This window comes from Parapedobacter sp. (assembly GCF_053550995.1).
This window is the reverse complement of sequence record NZ_JBMQOC010000092.1, coordinates 1-20,137: the sequence shown is the minus strand read 5'-3', so window position 1 is coordinate 20,137 and position 20,137 is coordinate 1. Positions and strand designations below refer to the sequence as shown.

At 48.8% G+C, this 20,137-nt stretch carries 19 protein-coding genes; 15 read left to right on the top strand and 4 right to left on the bottom strand.

The window, feature by feature from the left end:
• From ACO1NT_RS12500 to ACO1NT_RS12460, 9 genes are all read left to right on the top strand, one after another.
• Positions 1–250: flavoprotein (locus ACO1NT_RS12500; protein ID WP_449048961.1), on the top strand; the 250-nt coding region annotated here is incomplete at its 5' end.
• Positions 251–358: 108 nt separating this feature from the next.
• Positions 359–1,630, top strand: coding sequence for a dihydroorotase (locus ACO1NT_RS12495; protein WP_449048960.1), 1,272 nt, complete (start codon positions 359–361; stop codon positions 1,628–1,630).
• Complete coding sequence (locus tag ACO1NT_RS12490; protein WP_449048959.1) at positions 1,630–2,298, top strand: hypothetical protein; 669 nt, start codon at positions 1,630–1,632, stop codon at positions 2,296–2,298. Before ACO1NT_RS12495 ends, ACO1NT_RS12490 begins: the two co-directional genes overlap by 1 nt.
• A gap of 17 nt (positions 2,299–2,315) precedes the next feature.
• Positions 2,316–2,900 carry a DUF4199 domain-containing protein gene (locus ACO1NT_RS12485; RefSeq protein ID WP_449048958.1) on the top strand — a complete coding sequence of 195 codons (585 nt, stop codon included), beginning with the start codon at positions 2,316–2,318 and terminating at the stop codon, positions 2,898–2,900.
• Positions 2,901–2,906: 6 nt separating this feature from the next.
• Entirely contained in the window at positions 2,907–3,857 is a 951-nt protein-coding gene (locus ACO1NT_RS12480) for a glycosyltransferase family 2 protein (protein WP_449048957.1), read from the top strand.
• 48 nt (positions 3,858–3,905) lie between these two features.
• Positions 3,906–4,907 (top strand): glycosyltransferase, encoded by a 1,002-nt coding sequence (locus ACO1NT_RS12475; protein ID WP_449048963.1) that lies wholly within the window; start codon positions 3,906–3,908, stop codon positions 4,905–4,907.
• A 122-nt stretch (positions 4,908–5,029) separates the two neighbouring features.
• Complete coding sequence (locus tag ACO1NT_RS12470; RefSeq protein ID WP_449048956.1) at positions 5,030–5,260, top strand: hypothetical protein; 231 nt, start codon at positions 5,030–5,032, stop codon at positions 5,258–5,260.
• Positions 5,257–6,021, top strand: a complete 765-nt coding sequence (locus ACO1NT_RS12465) for an MBL fold metallo-hydrolase (protein ID WP_449048955.1) — start codon at positions 5,257–5,259, stop codon at positions 6,019–6,021. Before ACO1NT_RS12470 ends, ACO1NT_RS12465 begins: the two co-directional genes overlap by 4 nt.
• A gap of 80 nt (positions 6,022–6,101) precedes the next feature.
• On the top strand, positions 6,102–6,254 hold the full coding sequence (locus ACO1NT_RS12460; protein ID WP_449048954.1) for a lmo0937 family membrane protein: 153 nt from the start codon (positions 6,102–6,104) through the stop codon (positions 6,252–6,254).
• Here ACO1NT_RS12460 and ACO1NT_RS12455 read toward each other — a convergent pair.
• Both ACO1NT_RS12455 and queA read right to left on the bottom strand, forming a co-directional pair.
• On the bottom strand, positions 6,251–6,943 hold the full coding sequence (locus ACO1NT_RS12455; RefSeq protein ID WP_449048953.1) for a 2-C-methyl-D-erythritol 4-phosphate cytidylyltransferase: 693 nt from the start codon (positions 6,941–6,943) through the stop codon (positions 6,251–6,253). The genes ACO1NT_RS12460 and ACO1NT_RS12455 overlap by 4 nt on opposite strands.
• 56 nt (positions 6,944–6,999) lie before the next feature.
• Positions 7,000–8,049 (bottom strand): tRNA preQ1(34) S-adenosylmethionine ribosyltransferase-isomerase QueA, encoded by a 1,050-nt coding sequence (gene queA, locus ACO1NT_RS12450; RefSeq protein WP_449048952.1) that lies wholly within the window; start codon positions 8,047–8,049, stop codon positions 7,000–7,002.
• Positions 8,050–8,188: 139 nt separating this feature from the next.
• On the opposite strand from queA, the gene ACO1NT_RS12445 reads away from it, so the two are divergent.
• On the top strand, positions 8,189–9,436 hold the full coding sequence (locus ACO1NT_RS12445; protein ID WP_449048962.1) for an ABC transporter permease: 1,248 nt from the start codon (positions 8,189–8,191) through the stop codon (positions 9,434–9,436).
• 42 nt (positions 9,437–9,478) lie between these two features.
• Here ACO1NT_RS12445 and ACO1NT_RS12440 read toward each other — a convergent pair whose 3' ends face one another.
• Positions 9,479–10,684, bottom strand: coding sequence for a pyridoxal phosphate-dependent aminotransferase (locus ACO1NT_RS12440; RefSeq protein WP_449048950.1), 1,206 nt, complete (start codon positions 10,682–10,684; stop codon positions 9,479–9,481).
• Positions 10,685–10,829: 145 nt separating this feature from the next.
• On the opposite strand from ACO1NT_RS12440, the gene ACO1NT_RS12435 reads away from it, so the two are divergent.
• Entirely contained in the window at positions 10,830–11,801 is a 972-nt protein-coding gene (locus tag ACO1NT_RS12435; protein ID WP_449048949.1) for a cation diffusion facilitator family transporter, read from the top strand.
• Here ACO1NT_RS12435 and ACO1NT_RS12430 read toward each other — a convergent pair whose 3' ends face one another.
• Positions 11,802–12,686 carry a PPK2 family polyphosphate kinase gene (locus ACO1NT_RS12430; protein ID WP_449048948.1) on the bottom strand — a complete coding sequence of 295 codons (885 nt, stop codon included), beginning with the start codon at positions 12,684–12,686 and terminating at the stop codon, positions 11,802–11,804.
• Between the two features lie 111 nt (positions 12,687–12,797).
• Here ACO1NT_RS12430 and ACO1NT_RS12425 point away from each other — a divergent pair, with 111 nt between their 5' ends.
• From ACO1NT_RS12425 to ACO1NT_RS12410, 4 genes are all read left to right on the top strand, one after another.
• Entirely contained in the window at positions 12,798–15,185 is a 2,388-nt protein-coding gene (locus tag ACO1NT_RS12425; RefSeq protein WP_449048947.1) for a transglycosylase domain-containing protein, read from the top strand.
• Positions 15,186–15,259: 74 nt separating this feature from the next.
• The gene (locus ACO1NT_RS12420) at positions 15,260–18,382 is read left to right on the top strand and encodes a tolB protein precursor (protein ID WP_449048946.1); all 3,123 of its coding nucleotides are present in this window, start codon (positions 15,260–15,262) and stop codon (positions 18,380–18,382) included.
• Positions 18,383–18,820: 438 nt separating this feature from the next.
• Entirely contained in the window at positions 18,821–19,594 is a 774-nt protein-coding gene (locus ACO1NT_RS12415) for a helix-turn-helix domain-containing protein (RefSeq protein WP_449048945.1), read from the top strand.
• Positions 19,595–19,709: 115 nt separating this feature from the next.
• Positions 19,710–20,137 (top strand): ribosome assembly cofactor RimP (locus ACO1NT_RS12410; RefSeq protein WP_449048944.1); only part of this gene is annotated, 428 nt, incomplete at its 3' end.

Below are 20,137 nucleotides of genomic sequence, written 5' to 3'. Positions count from 1 at the left end.
GACCACCCGTGCCGCAGACGTGATATTGAAGGAGCGCCGTAAACTTATCCTGGTGCCACGGGAAACCCCTTTGAGTGCCATTCATCTCCGCAATATGCTAACCGTTACGGAAGCAGGAGGTATCATTTGCCCGGCAAGTCCGTCGTTCTATAGTCTGCCGGGAAATGCAGCGGAGATTGCCGCAACGGTAATCGAACGCGTATTGGCATTGGCTGGCTTCGAAACAAATGGCTATGAATGGGGGCAATAGCAAATTCTGAAAATAAATAGTTGCCATTGTAGCGGATTTTGTAATTTTGTTGATTAAATGAACGTGCACGCCGCCATAAATCCATCCTGTTTGTGTTTTTAGATATCTATGGATAACCTACTCATCAAGTCTGCCAAAATTGTTTTTAAGGATACGCCTTTTCACGACCGTGAAGTGGACGTGTTGATCAAAGACGGGATGATTGCCAAAATTGCCGCCCGCATCAAGGCCGACGGCGATCGTCAAACCGTTGTCGAGGCAAAGGGGCAATACCTGGCTCCGGGTTTTTTCGATATGAACGTGAATTTCGGTGAGCCGGGGTTGGAAACCAAGGAAGATATCATGTCGGGTTGTGCCGCTGCCGCTGCCGGGGGGTTCACGGGTGTAGCCGTTAGGCCTAACACACATCCGCCACTGCATGGCCGGTCCGAAGTAGCGCTGATTGTCAATCGGGCAAAGCCTCTGCTGGTCGATGTATATCCCATCGGTACCATCAGTAAAGCACGCAGCGGCGAGGAGTTGGCCGAGTTGTATGACATGAAGTTGGCCGGCGCCATCGCATTCAGCGATGGAGATAAACCTGTGCAACAAGCGGGGTTAATGAGTAGGGCGCTTTTATATAGCAAAGGGCTTGACGGATTGATTATATCTTATCCCGAAGACGTATCGGTAGCTGCGGGGGCAAAGATGAACGAGGGGGTAACCAGTACGTATCTGGGTATGCGCGGTAACCCGAATCTAGCGGAAGCACTGATGGTTGCCCGTGATTTATACCTTGCCGAATACAACGACGCACCCATTCATTTTTCGACGATTAGCACCGCCGAGAGTGTCGATTTAATTCGCCGGGCCAAAGTCAAAGGCATCCGGGTAACCTGTGAGGTAGCCGCGCACCACTTGGTCATGACCGATGAGTTGGTGGCTGGTTTTGACAGCAACTACAAGGTAAGTCCGCCACTTCGGACGACCCAAGATCGTAAGGCGCTTATCAAAGGCTTAAAAGATGGAACCATCGATGCCATCGTATCGCAACACACACCACATGAGATCGAGTATAAGGAGGTTGAATACCAGATTGCGTCGGATGGAATCATTGGTGTGCAAACCGTATTGCCTTTGGTCCTTCAAGCCGGATTAACCGTTGAACAGCTGGTTGATAAACTGGCCATGGGGCCGCGACGCGTATTAAGGATCCCCATTCCCGAGTTCCGGGAAGGCGCCCCTGCCAACCTGGTTTTATTTGATATCGAGCGGGAATGGCGCTTCGACCAGCAAACAAACCGCTCCAAATCAAGCAATAGCCCACTGTTTGGCCGCACGCTAAAAGGAGCCGTAACAATGGTAGTCAATAAACGTCAAACTGCAAACACACCGCTATAATGGACCAATATATTCACAGCGCCCTTGAGAAATGCCTGCAAAATTATGCTAAAGGAGTACAATTGGATGGGGCTGGCGTACTGGCGCCATTGGTTGAAATATTTGAACGGGATACTCCCTTTCTGGACAAGGTCGCACAGGCTGATGCCATTTTCGATAACGATCCCCGTTTTGAGGAACTGCGGGAAATCACCTTCGACCTTTTGCTGATGAATTTCTTCGCTTCAGACGTGGAAAAACTGGAAAACGATTACCTCGAATCGGAAGCATGGGATGCCATTGAGGAACAAACAATCGATCGGGGCACGGAGTTGCTTAACTTACTGCTCTATTTCCGCGAGTGTGCCGATGAGGGGATCGAACCGGAACTGGACGATTACCTGAAGGAATTCTTACTGGTAGATGAAGACGAGTTTCAGGATGAGCATCGTATCTATGAACCCATTATTGCCAACCAATTGCTTGTTGACAGCTCATATGGCGAAATTGCTAAGGTGGCAGCGAAGATTCCCGAAAACCAAGAGCTTGTCGATTTGTTTTATCCGATAATGAGCTTCTTTTACGAACAGCATCCCGTGGATGCCGACTGGGCAGCCTATGCAACGGAAAGTGTCAATCCAGCATTTGATAGTGCCATCTACGGGTTATTGGTAGCCTATAATCATTAATCAAAACACACATAACCATGACGACGAATCTGAACACCGAAGAAAAGGTAAGCGCCAAGCGAGTGGCCATTACCAATGCGTTTATTTGGGCAGTAATCAATATCATCATCTTCTTGTTGGTGTATTATGCATCACCAACATTGATGGCAAATCCCGCCTTTGGGTTTATTACCATTGCCATTGGTATTGGGCTTGCCGTTTATTTCACGATAGACCTACGCAAAAAAATAGGTGGTTATTGGTCGTTCCGTGAGGCATTGGGTAACATTTTCCTCATGTTCTTCGTGCAGGTGGTCATTTCCACGGTGTTTACCACCGCATTTGCCAAGTGGATTGAACCCGACTATGCCAACATGATGCGCGAGGCATCACTGAATGCGACCACGCAGATGGCCGAGGCATTTACCTCTGACCAAGAGCAGATTGATAAGATGATTGAAGAAGCGGAAAAAAGCATTGAGAAACAAGTGAATCCCAGTTTTGTTGATTTCATACAGGGATTGGCGATTGGCGCAATTTTTTATTTTATCGGTGCGCTTATTTTTGCCGCCATTTTCAAACGCGAACGCCCGGTTTTTGCACCGGTTGACGAGGAGCAATAGATTTTGATGGATATTTCCGTTGTTATTCCCTTATATAATGAGGCGGAATCGCTGCCTGAACTCGCGGCATGGATTCAACGGGTGATGGACGAGCATCGGTTCAGCTACGAAATTGTTCTGGTAGATGATGGGAGTACGGACAGTTCATGGATGGTCATTGAGGGCTTAAAGGCCATTAACCCGAAAATATCCGCTGTCAAGTTCCGGCGCAATTACGGTAAGTCTGCTGCATTAAATGTAGGGTTTGCTGCGGCGCAGGGGGACGTAGTCATCACCATGGACGCCGATTTGCAGGATAGTCCGGACGAAATCCCGGAATTGTATCGGCGTATTGCCCTGGATGGGTTTGATCTGGTGTCCGGATGGAAGCAGAAACGCCATGACCCGCTGAGTAAAACAGTGCCCACCAAACTTTTCAACTCCGTGACGCGGAGCATGTCGGGTATCCACAACCTGCACGACTTCAACTGTGGGTTGAAAGCATACAGGAAAGAGGTGGTAAAGAGCATCGAAGTTTACGGTGAGATGCACAGATACATTCCCGTAATTGCCAAATGGGCAGGTTTCCGGCGTATCGATGAGCAGGTTGTCCAGCATTTCCCTCGCAAGTACGGCACAACCAAATTCGGCCCAGGGCGATTCATCAAAGGGTTTTTGGATTTGCTTTCCATCTTCTTCGTGGGCAAATTCGGTAAACGGCCCATGCATTTTTTTGGTACCATGGGGGTGCTGAGTTTCCTTGCGGGGTTCGTTATCGCCGTTTGGCTCATCGTAGAGAAGCTGGTGAGCATTGCGAACCAAAGCCCTTATCGAAATGTGACCGAACAGCCTCTTTTTTTCTTTGCCCTCATTGCCATTGTCATCGGTACACAACTATTCCTTACGGGATTTGTCGCAGAACTTGTTTCCCGAAACGGCATAGACCGCAACAACTACCAGATAGAGAAGGTCATTTGATTTTAGATTTACGATTTTAGCTTTAAATTGGCTCACCAACGAGGTCATATCTTCTTTTCGATCATCATCCCGCTTTTCAACCGGCCGCAGGAGGTTGACGAATTGCTTGATAGCCTTACCCAACAAACGTATGCTTCATTTGAGGTGTTGGTTGTTGAAGACGGTTCTACGATCGATGCGCGGCAAGTGGTGGAGGCGTATCGGGAGCGGCTTGATGTGCATTATTACGTTAAGCCGAATGCAGGGCAGGGGTTTGCGCGCAATTTTGGTTTTGAGCGTGCCAAAGGTGATTATTTCATCATATTTGATTCAGATTGTTTAATCCCGCCAGATTACCTTGCGAACGTAACCGCTTTTTTGGCAACTACATGGCTTGACGCCTATGGGGGACCTGATGCAGCACATGAGTCTTTTACAGCGATACAAAAAGCCATCAGTTATGCGATGACCTCCCCATTTACAACGGGAGGCATTCGCGGCAACCGGAAACATGTGGGGCAGTTCCATCCGCGCAGCTTCAACATGGGCGTGTCGAGAACCGTATGGGAGCAGGTAGACGGATTCAAGCTCACCCGGTTAGGAGAGGATATTGAATATAGCATTCGTATCCAGGCGTCGGGCTTCCGTATTGGGCTTATCCCCGACGCGGTGGTGTTCCACAAACGGCGGACGGATTTCAAGCAATTTTATAAGCAATTGCATTTTTTCGGGCGCGCCCGTATTAATATCTACAAACACTTCCCCACCGAGCTTAAGCTCGTTCATTTTCTCCCGGCAGCGTTTACCTTGTTTTTAATGGTTTTGTTGCTGCTCAATTTGTGGAATGCAGTATCCGGTGTTCCTGCGACAGCCTGTACTCGGGCATTGGCTTGGGTCGGCAACCTATTGCTCGGCATGTACACGATATTGCTATTTATCCATGCGCTAGCCAAAACCAAACGGTTGACGGTGGCTGCGCTGAGCTTGGTTGCTTCATTTACCCAGCTTTGTGCGTATGGGTTGGGATTTATGCAAGACTTTTTTAAGCGGCTGGTGGCCAAGGGAGGTTGACAAGCGAAAACGTGTTGATAAATCGACTTTGTTATTTCGTGGGATGAATTGTATTTTGGCCCATAGAAATCTGATTGCGTTTGTTATCCAATACACAACATAGCCTGGATAAATTGGAAACCTTGTTGAAAAGCTTAGGTTATAAGGTGCGTTATGAAAAAGGTAGTTTCAAAACCGCTGCGTGCGTGCTTGAGCATAGCAGGGTGGTGGTGGTCAATCGGTTTTCAAACATAGAAACAAAAATCGGTTCGCTCGTGGGTATCCTACGGGATATGCCGGCAATCGATGCGGAATTGGATGAAAAGCAGCGGCAGTTTTTACAAAGTATCAAACAAACTCGACTTACGATTTGATAGTTAAATTTTTAGGCACAGGCACATCACAGGGTGTTCCAGTTATTGCTTGCGATTGCGAGGTATGTACGTCTCCAAATGTTAAAGATACCCGTTTGCGGTCTTCTGTATTGGTAACATGGGGAGGCAAGAACTTGGTGATCGATACCGGTCCGGATTTCCGTTACCAGATGCTCCGCGAGCATGTAACCCATTTAGATGCCGTATTGTTCACGCATTCGCATAAGGACCATGTGGCTGGGTTGGATGACGTCCGTGCCTTCAACAGGCAACAGGGGGCAGCTGTTGATATCTACGGTACACGCGATGTGCACGAAGCCTTGCAGCGCGAATTCTACTATGCCTTTTCCGCAAAGAGATACCCGGGGGTGCCTATCCTCAACCTGCACGAAATTGCATCAGCGCCATTCCTGCTGTTCGGCCGGGAAGTGATCCCTATCGAGGTGATGCATTATCTGATGCCGGTATTGGGCTTCCGCATAGGCGACTTCACTTACATTACCGATGCTAAAACCGTAGATGATACGCAGGCCGAAAAGATACGCGGTACAAAAATTCTGGTGATCAACGCATTGCAGCGCGAACCCCATATTTCACATTTCACCTTAGATGAAGCCATAGTCTTTGCACAACGAATCGGAGCCGAACAAACCTATTTTACACACATCAGCCATCGGCTCGGCTTGCACGATGACGTTGAAGCCGCGTTGCCTGAAGGGATTTTCCTCGCTTACGATGGTTTGCAACTTGCCATTTCTTGATGATCCTATTACAGGATACGCAAACTTTTTATCGTTACGGCTGTTGTTGTAGGTAATTGTTATATTTTAACCTTAGTATTATGGGAAATTTGCTTTATATCATTGCGGTAATCCTAGTGATCGTTTGGGCAATCAGTTACTTCGGAGGCTACGTGACCGGCGGGATTATTCACATCCTGTTGGTTATCGCCATCATCGCGATTTTATTGCGCGTCAACCGAAGCGCAGCCTAGGTGCAGTTCCCGAGAAAGGCTTCTGCTATGCGGAGATCTTCGGGAAAGGTGATTTTGATATTATGGGTATCTCCATCAACCAATGTGATGGGATACCCTTTCTTTTCGACTACCGATGCATCATCGGTAAATGAGTTGTCATCATCCTGTTCGTAGGCATCGCATAGAATGGCGCCGTTGAACACCTGCGGTGTTTGCATCAGGTATACACGAGACCGAGGGAACGCATGGTTTTCTAAACCGTTGCCGTTGGTTATTCGTACGGAGTTGGTACTCGTCATAGCGGGCGCAGCTGTACCGGAACGAAGCGCTTGGCGGAATGTGTTGTCGATAAGGGTTGACGGGACCAGGGGACGTGCAGCATCGTGCACCGCAATGATACAATGTGCTAAATCGGCTCCCGTTGATTTTATGGCGTTTAGGCCATTCTTTACACTTTCAAACCTGGTTTTTCCGCCGCTTACCACGGCATGTGGCACAGAAAAGGCATGGCTTAGGCATAATGCTGACCAATCGTCCCGCAGTGCCGGGTGAATGACGACGATGATTTGAGGCGAGCTGGTACTACGGTGGAACGCCTGGATGGCGTGCATCATTACGGGGAGACCATCCAGCAGCATAAATTGCTTCGGCATATCGGAGCCCATGCGGCTACCCGTCCCTCCCGCAACGATAATAGCAAAGTTCATGTTTCGCTGTGGCGTGCAGAGTACCTAGTGAAGATCACTAAGTACCCGATACGAATCTAAATAATCAACATAGCGTCGCCGTAGCTATAGAAGCGGTATTTTTCCTTGACGGCGACTTCATACGCATTCATTATGTTTTCATAGCCGCCAAAGGCAGCGATCATTACCAACAACGTAGATTCGGGCGTATGGAAATTGGTGATCATGCTATTGGCAATACTGAAGTCGTACGGCGGATAGATGAATTTGCTTGTCCATTCGCTGGCTGGCTTAAGGTGCCTATCAGCGGATACCGCTGATTCGATAGCCCGCATAGAAGTGGTGCCTACGGCACAAACACGCCGTTTCGCATCGATGGCCGTATTGACCGTTTTTGCAGCCTCTTCTGGGATGAAAAATTGTTCCGAATCCATTTTGTGCTTGGTGAGATCTTCCACTTCCACTTGGCGGAACGTGCCCAGTCCGACATGTAGCGTGACCTCAGCAAATTCGATTCCTTTCAGCTCCAAACGTTTCATCAATTCGCGGCTGAAATGGAGGCCGGCAGTAGGAGCCGCAACGGCACCCTCATGCTTGGCAAATATGGTTTGATAGCGGTATTTGTCTTCGGGGGTCGCTTTGCGCTTGATGTATTTGGGTAGCGGGGTTTCGCCGAGCAATTCGATGTTACGGCGGAATTCTTCGTCCGTACCGTCAAAAAGAAAACGAATCGTGCGGCCCCGGGAGGTCGTATTGTCCACCACTTCGGCTACCAACAGGTCATCTTCACCAAAATATAGTTTGTTTCCTACGCGGATTTTGCGCGCGGGGTCTACCAAAACATCCCAAAGGCGAAGTTCCTTGTTCAATTCACGCAAAAGGAATACCTCGATGGTTGCGCCGGTCTTTTCCTTGTTGCCATACATCCGGGCTGGAAATACCTTGGTGTTATTGAGGATCATCACATCTTTGTCGTCGAAATAATCCAGCACATCCCGAAAAATCTTATGCTCTATTTTACCCGTTTTGCGGTCGAGTACCATCAATCGTGATTCATCTCGATGGTCAGCCGGTTCGTAGGCAATTAGTGATTCAGGTAAATTAAATTTAAACTGTGATAGCTTCATTGTTGATGTGAAATTTTAGATGGTGGCATACCGCTATGCCAACGTGTAAATCAGCGTGCAAAGTTATGAAATTATTTAATATTATAATGTGTATTTTTGGCTGTAACTAAATACGGTTTTGATCGTCTTATTGGATATGATGTTATTCCTGAGGTTAATCGGCGAGAGTTTTGGTTTTGCGTTTGCGGCACTACGTGAAAACCGCACGCGGACATTTTTGTCGTTGCTTGGTGTGACCATCGGCATCCTCATCATCATCGGCGTGTTTTCGGCGGTGGATACCTTGCGCGCCAACTTGGAGAATAGCGTAGAAAAATTGGGTAGCAAAACCCTGTATGTGCAAAAATGGCCATGGGGCGGGGGCGAGGAGTATCCTTGGTGGAAATATGTCAACCGCCCGGAACCTGATATCCGCGACTTCACCGCGTTGCGTAGCCGGATGACTACAGCCGAAGCCATCACCTTCAATATCGATGTGGGTAATCGCATGGCCCAGTATGGCAATAATAACGTGTCGGGGATTACCGTCTCGGCGGCATCCCACGATTTGTATGACATCCGTAAGCTCGAGATCGTGGAAGGCCGCTATTTTACCGAGTCCGAATCCAATCGGGGTAGCAATGTTGCCGTCATCGGAGCCACCATCGCTGAAGGGCTGTTCCCGGGCGGGGCCAGTCCCATCGGCAAATCCATCAAGGTGTTGGGCCGCAAGGTTACCGTGATCGGTGTTTTCGAGAAAGAGGGAGAGGGTATGATATTCGATGTGTCGATGGATAATATTGTGCTTATCCCCCTCAACTTCGGTCGCAACGTCATCAATATCCGACGCGCCGATTCCTATATCATGGTGAGCGCGATGCCTAACGTGTCGCTGGATGAAACCGAAAGCGAGTTGCGCGGTATGATGCGGTCCATCCGCCGGCTCAGCCCACAGGAGGAGGACGATTTCTCACTCAATAAAACCACCATCATCACCGCTCAACTGGATGCCATGTTCAGTGTTATCAATATGGCTGGCGGCTTTATTGGTATCTTTTCCATCCTGGTGGGCGGATTCGGGATTGCCAACATCATGTTCGTTTCAGTAAAGGAACGTACACATATTATCGGTATCCAGAAGTCTTTGGGTGCCAAAAACTACTTTATTTTATCTCAATTCCTCATTGAAGCGATAGCCCTATGCATTATCGGCGGATTAGCCGGCCTGTCTGTTGTTTACCTCCTTGCCTTTTTGGTTAAGCTCGCCTTTGACCTAGCCATTGTGGTCAACATCGGTATGGTGATCCTCACCATCGTGTTATCCACATTGATTGGACTTATTGCTGGTATCATACCCGCGGCCATGGCGGCACGGCTGGACCCTGTTGAGGCGATTAGAAGTAAATGAGGTGTGTTGATTTTAAATCAACGCATCCGTACGATTGTCAAATCAATTCAATTTAGACAACGCTTCTTTAATCCGCCGGAGCGCCTCCCTGAGCGCATCGTCAGATGCAGCGTACGAAATCCGGATATAGTTGTTGTTGCCGAATGAATCACCGCCAACGGTAGCCACATGCCCTTCATTGAGTAGGTAGAGCGCCAGATCTGCCGAATCGTTGATGGTATTGCCTTGCGGGTCTTTCCTGCCAAAGAACGCACTGATGTCTGGGAAGAAATAAAACGCACCTTGCGGCAAGTTCGTTTTTACACCCGGGATATCTTTCAGTAGGTTATACACCAGTTCCCGTCGCCGTTCGAACGCATTTTTCATTTCCAATACGGTTTCCAGTCCCTGTTCATAAGCCGCAATTCCCGCACGCTGGGCAATGGAACACGTGCCGGAGGTGGTTTGACCCTGTAGCTTGTCATTGGCAGCTGCAATTTCCTTGCTTGCTGCCAGATAGCCCAGCCGCCAACCGGTCATCGCGAAAGCTTTTGAAAAACCATTGATTAAGATGACGCGGTCTTTGATGCTGTCGAACTGCGCGATGGATTCGTGTTTGCCGACGAAATTGATATGCTCGTAGATCTCATCGGAAATGATATAGATGTTTGGGTGTTTCTCGAATACCCGCGCCAACCCCTCGAGTTCATCCCTACTATATACACTACCAGTGGGGTTGCAGGGCGAAGAAAACATGAATAACTTGGTTTTGGGCGTAATCGCCGCTTCCAGTTCGTGTGGCGTGATTTTAAAATCGCTTTCGATGGTCGTATTGATAAACACCGATTTTCCTTCGGCCAACGTAACCATTTCCGAATACGAGACCCAATAGGGGGTGGGGATGATTACTTCATCGCCTGGATTAATCAGCGTGAGGATGGCATTAGATAGCGATTGTTTCGCTCCGGTGGACACCACGATCTGCGATACATCATAATCCAGGTTATTCTCCGTTTTCAGTTTATTCACAATTGCTTTACGCAAGTCGGGATAACCGGGAACGGGCGAATAGCGGGTGTAGTTTTCGTCAAGCCCCCGCTTCGCAGCCTGCTTAACATGGTCGGGCGTATTGAAGTCGGGCTCGCCCACACTGAGACTGATCACGTGGATACCTTTTGCTGCCAGTTCGCGGCCCAACTTCGTCATTTTCAAGGTGGCCGATTCGGACAGGTTATTGATCCTGTCGGAGAGAATAGATGGTGTACTCATGAGGGGCAAACTTAGGAAAAGTTGTGGATTATTTGTTACTAATTCAGTCGAAATTTCGTGATTGGCGACCGTCAGGAATCGGATATACCACGGTGCCCGAGCAGTTACCGCCAATTTGACTACCTTTGCATAAACAACACCCGTTTTGAACAAACAGAAAAACATCATACGCATGGCGTTGGCTACCGGTATTTTGCTGATGCTGGTGAAGTTTGCGGCCTATTTGCTCACCAACTCCAACGCTATACTGACCGATGCGATGGAAAGTATCGTTAACGTGGTGGCGTCTGGTTTCGCATTTTATAGTATCACCCTCGCAGCGCGGCCGAAAGACAGCAACCATCCCTACGGTCATGGTAAAGTGGAGTTTTTCTCGGTTTTTCTGGAAGGAGGGCTGATTTTCATTGCGGGCGTGCTCATCGTAGGCAAAGCGGCTTATAATATCTTCTTTCCCGAAATCGTGGGCAACCTCATCAGCGGTATGGGACTGATCGCTTTTACCGGGGTGGCCAATTTTGTTCTTGGCACATATATGGTACGGCAAAGCCGCGTGCTGCATTCGCTGACGCTGCAAGCCGATGGCAAGCACCTGCAAACCGACGCATACAGTACGGTAGGTTTGCTGGTAGGCTTACTGGTGATGTATTTCACCGGCTTGGTGTGGATCGATATCGTGCTTTCGTTGGGTTTGGGGTTATATATCCTCTGGAGTGGATATAAGCTGCTCCGAAAGTCGATCGCCGGCTTGATGGACGAATCGGATACGAAATTGGTGAGCGAGATTGCGGCGATTCTCCAAAAGAACCGGAAGGACGATTGGATAGATGTGCACAACCTCCGCGTGCAACGTTATGGGCATGAGCTGCATATCGACTGCCATGTAACCTTGCCCAATTACTATGATTTGAACCAAGTGCACGACGAGGTGTCGGCCATCGACGATTTAATGAATACAAACCTGCATGCCGATACCGAGCTGTTTATCCATGCCGACCCCTGCATTCCCGACTGCTGCAGCTATTGCCGTGTGAAAAACTGCCCGATACGCAGTGTTCCACAGCAAAAAGATGTGCGATGGGATGGAAAAATCATCAGCAAGAACGAGAAACATTTTTGATTATTCACCTTCCAGTAATTTCCGGTATTTGTCGAGCTTGGCGCGTTGCTCTTCGGGAAGCTTCGGGAATTCGGGCTCCATATCCGCTAGGGTTTCCACAATGGCCTTGCCAACCGCATAACGGGCAAACCATTTCCTGTCGGCCGGAATGATATACCAGGGCGATGCCTCCGTGGCAGTGGCTGCAATGGCTTCCTCGTATGCAAGCATGTATTTGTCCCAATAGCCGCGTTCATCGATGTCGGAAGCGGCGAACTTCCAGTTTTTGTATTTGTCTTCTATCCGGTCTAGGAACCGCTCTTTCTGTTCATCTTTCGAAACGTGGAGGAAAAATTTGATGACCTTGGTGCCATTGCGGTGCAGGTGTGCCTCGAATTGCCGGATGCTCTCATAACGATCGTTCCAGAAGCCGTCATTGAAGTCGACCTCATCGCGATAACCCGGGATACGCTCCGACAGGTTGAATGTTGGGTGTACTTTGCAGATGAGCACGTATTCGTAATGGGAACGGTTGTGGATACCGATACGACCCCGCTCGGGCAATGCTTTGTAATGCCGCCATAGGAAATCATGCTCGTAATCATTGTGAGTGGGTTGCTTGAAACTAAACACTTGGCAACCTTGTGGGTTTACACCACTCATCACGTGTTCGATGGCGCCGTCCTTGCCGGCTGCATCCTTCGCCTGGAAGATAATAAGTAGGCTCTGCGAATCTTCGGCATACAACCGTTCCTGGTACTCCTTCAGCTCGTCTCGGAAATCGGCCAAACCAGCTTTCGCTTCTTTCTTCTTAAGGGGGGCGGCATCGTCTGTCCGGAAATCCGCCAGCTTGAACGATTCGCCGGACGTGACCCGGAATTTATCGGTGATTTTAGACATCATCATGAATTAAAGTGATTGCAATATAGGGTTTTATCAAGTAATTGCAAGCGTAAATGTAGCACCAAACCGGATATTGCCGTATATATTATCAAAACAAATCGTCATCTTTACCCGATGTTTAAGGAGATACGGAACCGCTACATACGCTATATCGTTATCGTTATCTATGCGATCATCTTGCTGGTTTGTATGGTAGAAGTGAATTTCCTGTGGTTGTTTGGCTATTCACCCACGGCCAGGGATATCCGCAAACCTATACAACATATCGCATCGGAAGTGTATACAGCCGATAGCGTGCTCATTGGCCGTTATTTTAAAGAGGACCGTTCGCCGGTGCCCTATGATAGCATCTCCGCCGACGTGGTGAATGCGTTGGTGGCAACCGAAGACATCCGTTTCTTTAGGCACCATGGCGTAGATTTCCTGGCCATCTTTTCAAGTATCGCATCGGCCGTGCAGGGCGATCCCCGCGGTGGCAGTACCATTACCCAGCAATTGGCCAAAAACATGTACCGCACACGCTATAGCCAATCGACGGGCCTGTTGGGGCGCGTACCGGGCGTGGGGGTGCTGGTATTCAAACTTAGGGAGTGGCTTACGGCCTATAAGCTGGAAAGCAACTACAGTAAAGAAGATATTCTTGCTATGTACCTCAATACCGTATCGTTCAGCAACAATGCATACGGCATCAAGACGGTGGCAAGGCGTTATTTCAACAAAGACGCATCTGAGCTATCCGCTCCGGAAGCCGCCGTACTGGTGGGGATGTTGAAGGGAACCACCCGTTATAATCCGGTGCGTAATCCCGAACGCTCACTAGAGCGCCGGAATGTAGTGCTGGGGCAGATGTACAAAGCCGGGATGTTGGATGATGAGGCTTACGAAACGGCGAAAACGGCACCGTTGGGGCTCCGGCTGGGTGAAACCGACGAGCTAGGGAGCGGCGATTCGTACCTACGCACGGCGGTTGAACGTTGGTTGGAGGACTGGGCCGCGGCAAACGGTTACGATATTTACGTAGATGGGCTGAAGATTTATACCACGATAGATTCGCGGGTACAGCGCCATGCGGAAGAAGCTGTAGCCGATCAGATGGGGATTTTGCAGCAACGGCTAGACGATGCATGGCGCGGTGAAATACCGTGGCGGGATGCGGACGGCCAGGTAATTGAGGGGTTTTTGGAAAGATTGGCCGAAGGAACAACGTATTATTCGCAGTTGGATGAAAAATACGCCGGTAACAAAGACAGCATTTTTTATTACCTCAATTTGCCCAAAACCATGGAGGTGTTTACGTGGGGTGGCCCCCGAGAGGTGCAATACTCCAGCATGGACTCGCTGGCCCATTATGCTACCATGCTCAACGCCGGCCTTATGACCATGGACCCATATAACGGGGAGATAAAGGCATGGGTGGGTGGTATTAATCATCAATACTATAAGTACGACCATGTTTTTCAATCAAAACGACAGGCAGGATCCACGTTTAAGCCGTTCGCCTATTTGGCGGCTTTGGAGGCGGGCTTGTCGCCCTGCGACAAGTACACCGACAAGTTTGTTCGAATTAATTACGTAGAGAACGGCGAAGAAAAGGTATGGGAACCAAAGAATGCGGATTGGGTGTTCAGCGGGCGGGAAATGTCGCTGCGCTGGGCAATGGGGCGGTCGGTCAACTCAATCACCGCCCAGATTACGGAAGAGGTAGGTTGGGATAAGGTGGTGGAAGCCGCCCATCGGTGTGGCATTACCAGCGAGCTGGCGTCGGTACCCTCGGTGAGCCTGGGGTCAAATGATGTGAGCGTTTTTGAAATGGTGAACGCCTACGCTACGTTTATGAACGAAGGCAAAAGGGTGCAGCCCGTTTTGGTATCTGAAATCGTAGATTACCACGGAAACAAGGTAGCGACTTTCAAAACCACGGCAACGCGTGCAATCAGCGAAGAAGTAGCATGGTTGATGGGCTATATGCTGCGTGGCACAATGGAAGAACCGGGCGGGACTTCGCAAGCCTTATGGGAATGGGATCTTTGGAGAGACAATAACCAAATAGGGGGGAAAACGGGTACCTCATCAGATTATGTAGACGGATGGTACATGGGCGTGACGAAAGATCTGGTTACAGGCGTGTGGATTGGGTGCGACGAACGCAACATCCATTTCAGGAATTCACAAACGGGTGAGGGGTCGCGGACCGCATTGCCCGTATTCGGTAAATTTATGGAGCGGCTATACCTAGACGATTCATTGGCCTATGGATACGGACCTTTCCCGGAGCCGGGGGTGGAGATCAACCGGAAATATAATTGCCCAAGTCCGCGCATTATCCAGCGCGATAGCACGGAAACGGATTCTATTGCCCCCTTACTGCTGCCAGATACCACGCCGGAAACACCGGTGGACCTCGAAGAACTGGAGCAGCAGATTGACATCCCGGTGCCTGAGGCGGGTGAGCAGGAAGAGGTTGGTGGGCGGATCCGCATACGGTACCCTTCAAAAAAATAATATGTTGCTAATAATTAAACTTTTTCACCGATATTCGTTCTAATTAGACATTATATTCAAACACCCGTTTTTCCATGACGTACCTTTATCGATTTTCCAGACGTTCGTTGTCAAGTGCGTTTTTTATATTGCTCTTCTGCACGATTGCCACCAACGTGCAGGCCCAATATTTCGGGCAGAACAAGATGCGGTATAAGTCGCTTAAATTCAGTGTGTATGAGACCCCTCATTTCAACCTGCACTATTATTTGGAGAATGATACATTGGTACGGTGGTTGGCCAAGGAAAGCGAAGTTTGGTACGAACTGCACCAACAAGTATTCCGTGACACCTTTCTCCGCAAGAACCCGATCATTTTATACGCCAACCACCCGGAGTTCCAACAGACCACCACGGTACAGGGTGAAATAGGTGTAGGTACGGGCGGTGTTACGGAGGCCTTCAAAACCCGGGTGGTGATGCCGGTGATGCAGACCAACAACCAAACGAGGCATGTACTTGGCCACGAATTGGTGCACGCATTCCAATATCGTTTGTTGATGGAGGGGGGCGACTCCACCCGCCTGGAAAATATAGGCAATATACCGTTGTGGATGGTGGAAGGGATGGCCGAATATTTTTCAATCGGTAAGAAGGATGCTTTCACGGCCATGTGGATGCGCGATGCTTACCTGAACAACGATATTCCATCCCTGAAGGCGATGACGGAAAACATGAACCGGTATTTTCCTTATCGGTACGGTCAGGCATTCTGGTCCTACATCGGCTCTACATACGGCGATACCGTGATTATGCCGTTATTCAAAGCAACGGCTATGTATGGTTATGAGATGGGGATCAGGCGTGTGTTTGGGTACGACTCGCAGACATTATCCAACCTATGGAAAAATAGCATGATAAACGCCTACCGCAGCCTGCCGGTAGACACGGCAGTGAAGCCGGTGGGGAGGTCGGTGATCAACACGGGGAATTCGGGGCGGATGAACGTTTCGCCAGCCATCTCGCCTGACGGTAAGTACATTGCGTTTCTTTCGGAAAAAAGCTTGTTTAGCATAGATCTCTTCATAGCAGACGCCGAAACCGGTGGAAACATCAAGCGGCTGAGTAGTAAACTCACGAATGAGGACATCGATGAGTATAGTTTTATCGAATCTTCGGGTGCATTTTCCCCTGATAGCCGTAAGTTTGCTTTCAGTGTGTTCAGCCGGGGTAAAAGCAGGCTCATGATAGCGGACGTGCAAACAGGTAAAGAGCTGCTTCTGGAGTCGATGGGAGACATATCGGAGTTTGCCAACATTGCATGGTCGCCAGATGGAGAAACGATTGCATTTTCCGGGTTGCAAAATGGTTACAGCGACATTTACCTTTATAACCTCAACACCAAAATTGTTACGCAGCTTACCAACGATCGCTATTCTGATTATCAACCTAGCTTCTCGCGCGATGGGAAACGTATCGTATTCAGTACAGACCGCGTGTCCCTGCAGTCGGATTCGAGAAGTGTGGATATTCCGATGAATATCTCGATAATCGATGTGGAAACACGCTCGATTTCTGATATTGACGTATTTCAGGGGGCTAATAATTTGAACCCACAATTTTCGGCCGACGATAGCCAGATTTACTTTCTGTCTAATAGCGATGGTTTCCGGAATATGTATCGGTATACCCTAGCTGATGGTAAAGTAGAGCGATTGACTCAGTATTTCACGGGAATTAGCGGTATCACGGAGTACTCACCCGCGTTAAGCCTCTCGGCCAATGGTGATGTATTGTATTCTTACTTCCGCAATAATGGGTATTCGCTTTACAATGCCAAGGAAGAGGAGTTTAGCCCTGTTGAAGTGGATCCATATGTGGTTAACTTTGATGCGGCGATGCTACCCCCCCCCGAAAACCTTGGCGTGGATGTAGTGAATGCGAACTTGAGCAATTTCAACCTGTTCCAGCGCATCGACAGCAACCAAATTGCTGCGGTACCCTATAAACCCAACTTTAAATTGGATTACTTGGCGAACAGTGGGATGGGATTGGCTGTGGGCAGTCGCTATGGTGCCGGCATAGCCAGTGGTATCCAGGGTATGTTTTCGGATATCTTGGGCCACAACCAGATTTTCGCGGCGTTATCCATCAACGGTGAGATCTATGATTTCGGTGGTCAGGTAGCGTATATCAACCAGAAAAGCCGCATCAACTGGGGTGGAGCGATTTCGCATATTCCATATATGTCGGGTTTTTCCATGTATGACGTGCGGGATGTGGGCGGCGGCAGTGAGGAACCGATTTTGGATACTTATATTATTCGGACCTTTCAGCAACAGGCCGAAGCATTCGGTGCCTATCCGTTTTCGAGGCACCACCGCTTTGAGGTGGGCGGTGCGATAGCCCGGTACAGCTACCGGGTGGATCGATGGTGGCAGAGTTATTATTATGGTTATGGCGGACGGGATAAGATATCGAATGAGGAAGCAAGCCAAATTTTCGGCGGTAACTTTAATGCCTTTACCATTGAACAGGTAAATACGTCGTTTGTTGGTGATAATGCCGTGTTTGGGATTGCCGCACCCCTACAGGGTTACCGCTACCGTGTGGGGGCGGAGCAATATTTCGGTGATTATAACTTCACGGCATATACGCTTGACGTGCGGAAATATAATCGATACGCCCCGGTAACGATAGCAGCAAGGGCATATACTTATATGCGTGCTGGCCGTCATGAAAATGCCTTGTATCCGTTGTTCTTAGGTTATCCACATTTGATACGCGGGTATGAAAGTTCTTCTTTCAGAAACAGTACGGGAAGCTTTAACTTCAACAGCCTGATGGGGACACGTATTGCGGTGGTTAACCTCGAATTGCGGCTACCCTTTACCGGACCCGAAAAACTTGCCGTCATCCGGTCCGGTATGTTATTCTCTGATTTGAACCTGTTTTTCGACGCGGGTTTGGCGTGGGATAGCGATTCGAAAGTGGCTTTCAGGAGCACTCCCCGGTTGATCGACTCGCAACCCAATCCGAATGATCCGAGTTTACCGGCGATTGAAACTTATGAACGGATACCTGCCTTAAGTGCGGGTGTATCGCTGCGTGTAAATCTTTTCGGGGCAATGATTTTGGAACCTTATTACGCGTTTCCGTTCCAGCGGTCTGACGTGAAGTTCGGGACATTCGGACTCAATTTCGCGCCCGGTTGGTAATGATTTGTAGCCCTTTGCAAATATGTTGCCCCGGTGTAGGGCCGCCGCCGCAGGAATACCCAAATCCAACCAATTTGGATTATGCCGCCGTATTAAACGCTCTTTCTGCATACGGGTATAGCAACTTAATTCGTTGAACCTGCGTAACGCATCGGTATCGCTTGCAAACGCCTCATGATATACCAATCGTGATACGTTTGCATAGGCATCAAAGAAAAATGTTTTGAGGTCGCGGTAAGTTTTTGCCGCCTTGCGAAGGTCATCCGTCATGCCCACATGCAGGCAATTGCGGTTGCTGTCGGTGAGGATATAAATATAAGTGTTCATGCTGTGGAAAAATTATTTATGCATTAATTTTTGTGTTCCGCAAAAAGTTGCTAACTTTATTGGCACAATAATACTAATTTATTTAGTGGATGCAAATTTATTTTTATTTTTATGTCTAATATTGCTAACAATCTTAAATACCTTCGTAAGAAGAAGCGGCTTACCCAGCAGCAATTTGCAGATGAAATGGGTATAAAGCGTGCATCTGTGGGCGCTTACGAAGAGCGTCGCGCGGAACCCAAATATGAGTTGCTAAAGAAAATTGCCGACTTCTACGATTTGACCATGGATGAGTTGGCCAATGACCACATCAATGATAAATGGAAGCCGACGGCGCGTGGCAATGCTGCTAGTGTCCGCGTGTTGAGCATCACGGTAGATGGTGAGGATAAGGAAAATATCGAATTGGTGCCTGTGAAAGCCAGTGCCGGATACCTGAACGGTTATGCCGATCCGGAGTATATCGCCGAATTGCCTAAGTTCAGTTTGCCGATGTTTAGGCAAGGTACTTATCGCGCTTTTGAAATCAAAGGTGATTCCATGCTGCCGTTGCAGTCGGGCAGTGTGGTCATTGCCGAGTATGTGGAAAATTGGGGTGAAATCAAACCCGGTCAAACGTATGTGGTCATTTCCAGGGATGAGGGCGTGGTGTACAAGCGGATTGCTTTTAAATATAAAGAAGATAAGGGGCTGAAGTTGGTTTCTGATAACAAGAGCTACGAGCCCTATTGGGTTGCGGCCAACGACATCTTAGAGGTATGGAAGGCGAAAGCGTATATTAGTACGCAATTGCCCGAGCCCACCCCAGAGCCGACAATGGAGACCCTAACTGCCATGATGGCGCAGATGCAAAAGACCATCAGCACCGTGGTGGAAAAGAGATGAAAAACGATGGAGCAATGATTTTTGATTTTTAAAGATTTTATTTACCTTTGCATCATCTTGAGAGAGAGGGGACAGCTGTAGTCCCCTTTTTTCATGGTTACTAGTTTGTAAAAGCGTGGGACATTCGATAGAAGATAGAGTTTTCGCCTTGGTTGAGGAGAAGATTGCCGAAAGGGACGACCTCTTCGTGGTGGATGTGAAAATGCATTCAAACGGGTTGTTGGAAGTGCTTGTTGACGGCGACCAGGGTATCAGTATTCAAGATTGTGCTGCCATAAGCCGCTATGTGGGGTTTCAGTTGGAAGAAGAAGATGCGATTCCCCACGCATACCGATTGGAGGTGTCCTCGCCCGGCATCGATCGGCCGTTGGGCATGGTAAGGCAATACCGAAAGAACATCGGTAGGCAGGTCCAGGTATCGATGCAGGGTGGCGTAACCAAAGTGGGTGAATTGCTGGACGTGGCAGACGATGCGATTACCATCGTTGAAACAATAAAGGAAAAGGGGAGGAAAGCTGTGGAACAAGAACAGGTGATACCCCT

Excerpts from the sequence above, each read along its gene's own strand:
- ACO1NT_RS12455 (WP_449048953.1), bottom strand. The coding sequence starts at position 6,943 with ATGAACTTTGCTATTATCGTTGCGGGAGGGACGGGTAGCCGCATGGGC.
- ACO1NT_RS12430 (WP_449048948.1), bottom strand. The coding sequence starts at position 12,686 with ATGATGATGTCTAAAATCACCGATAAATTCCGGGTCACGTCCGGCGAA.
- ACO1NT_RS12480 (WP_449048957.1), top strand. The coding sequence starts at position 2,907 with ATGGATATTTCCGTTGTTATTCCCTTATATAATGAGGCGGAATCGCTG.
- ACO1NT_RS12460 (WP_449048954.1), top strand. The coding sequence starts at position 6,102 with ATGGGAAATTTGCTTTATATCATTGCGGTAATCCTAGTGATCGTTTGG.
- ACO1NT_RS12485 (WP_449048958.1), top strand. The coding sequence starts at position 2,316 with ATGACGACGAATCTGAACACCGAAGAAAAGGTAAGCGCCAAGCGAGTG.
- ACO1NT_RS12495 (WP_449048960.1), top strand. The coding sequence starts at position 359 with ATGGATAACCTACTCATCAAGTCTGCCAAAATTGTTTTTAAGGATACG.
- ACO1NT_RS12415 (WP_449048945.1), top strand. The coding sequence starts at position 18,821 with ATGTCTAATATTGCTAACAATCTTAAATACCTTCGTAAGAAGAAGCGG.
- ACO1NT_RS12425 (WP_449048947.1), top strand. The coding sequence starts at position 12,798 with ATGTTTAAGGAGATACGGAACCGCTACATACGCTATATCGTTATCGTT.
- ACO1NT_RS12440 (WP_449048950.1), bottom strand. The coding sequence starts at position 10,684 with ATGAGTACACCATCTATTCTCTCCGACAGGATCAATAACCTGTCCGAA.
- queA (WP_449048952.1), bottom strand. The coding sequence starts at position 8,049 with ATGAAGCTATCACAGTTTAAATTTAATTTACCTGAATCACTAATTGCC.
- ACO1NT_RS12420 (WP_449048946.1), top strand. The coding sequence starts at position 15,260 with ATGACGTACCTTTATCGATTTTCCAGACGTTCGTTGTCAAGTGCGTTT.
- ACO1NT_RS12445 (WP_449048962.1), top strand. The coding sequence starts at position 8,189 with ATGTTATTCCTGAGGTTAATCGGCGAGAGTTTTGGTTTTGCGTTTGCG.
- ACO1NT_RS12490 (WP_449048959.1), top strand. The coding sequence starts at position 1,630 with ATGGACCAATATATTCACAGCGCCCTTGAGAAATGCCTGCAAAATTAT.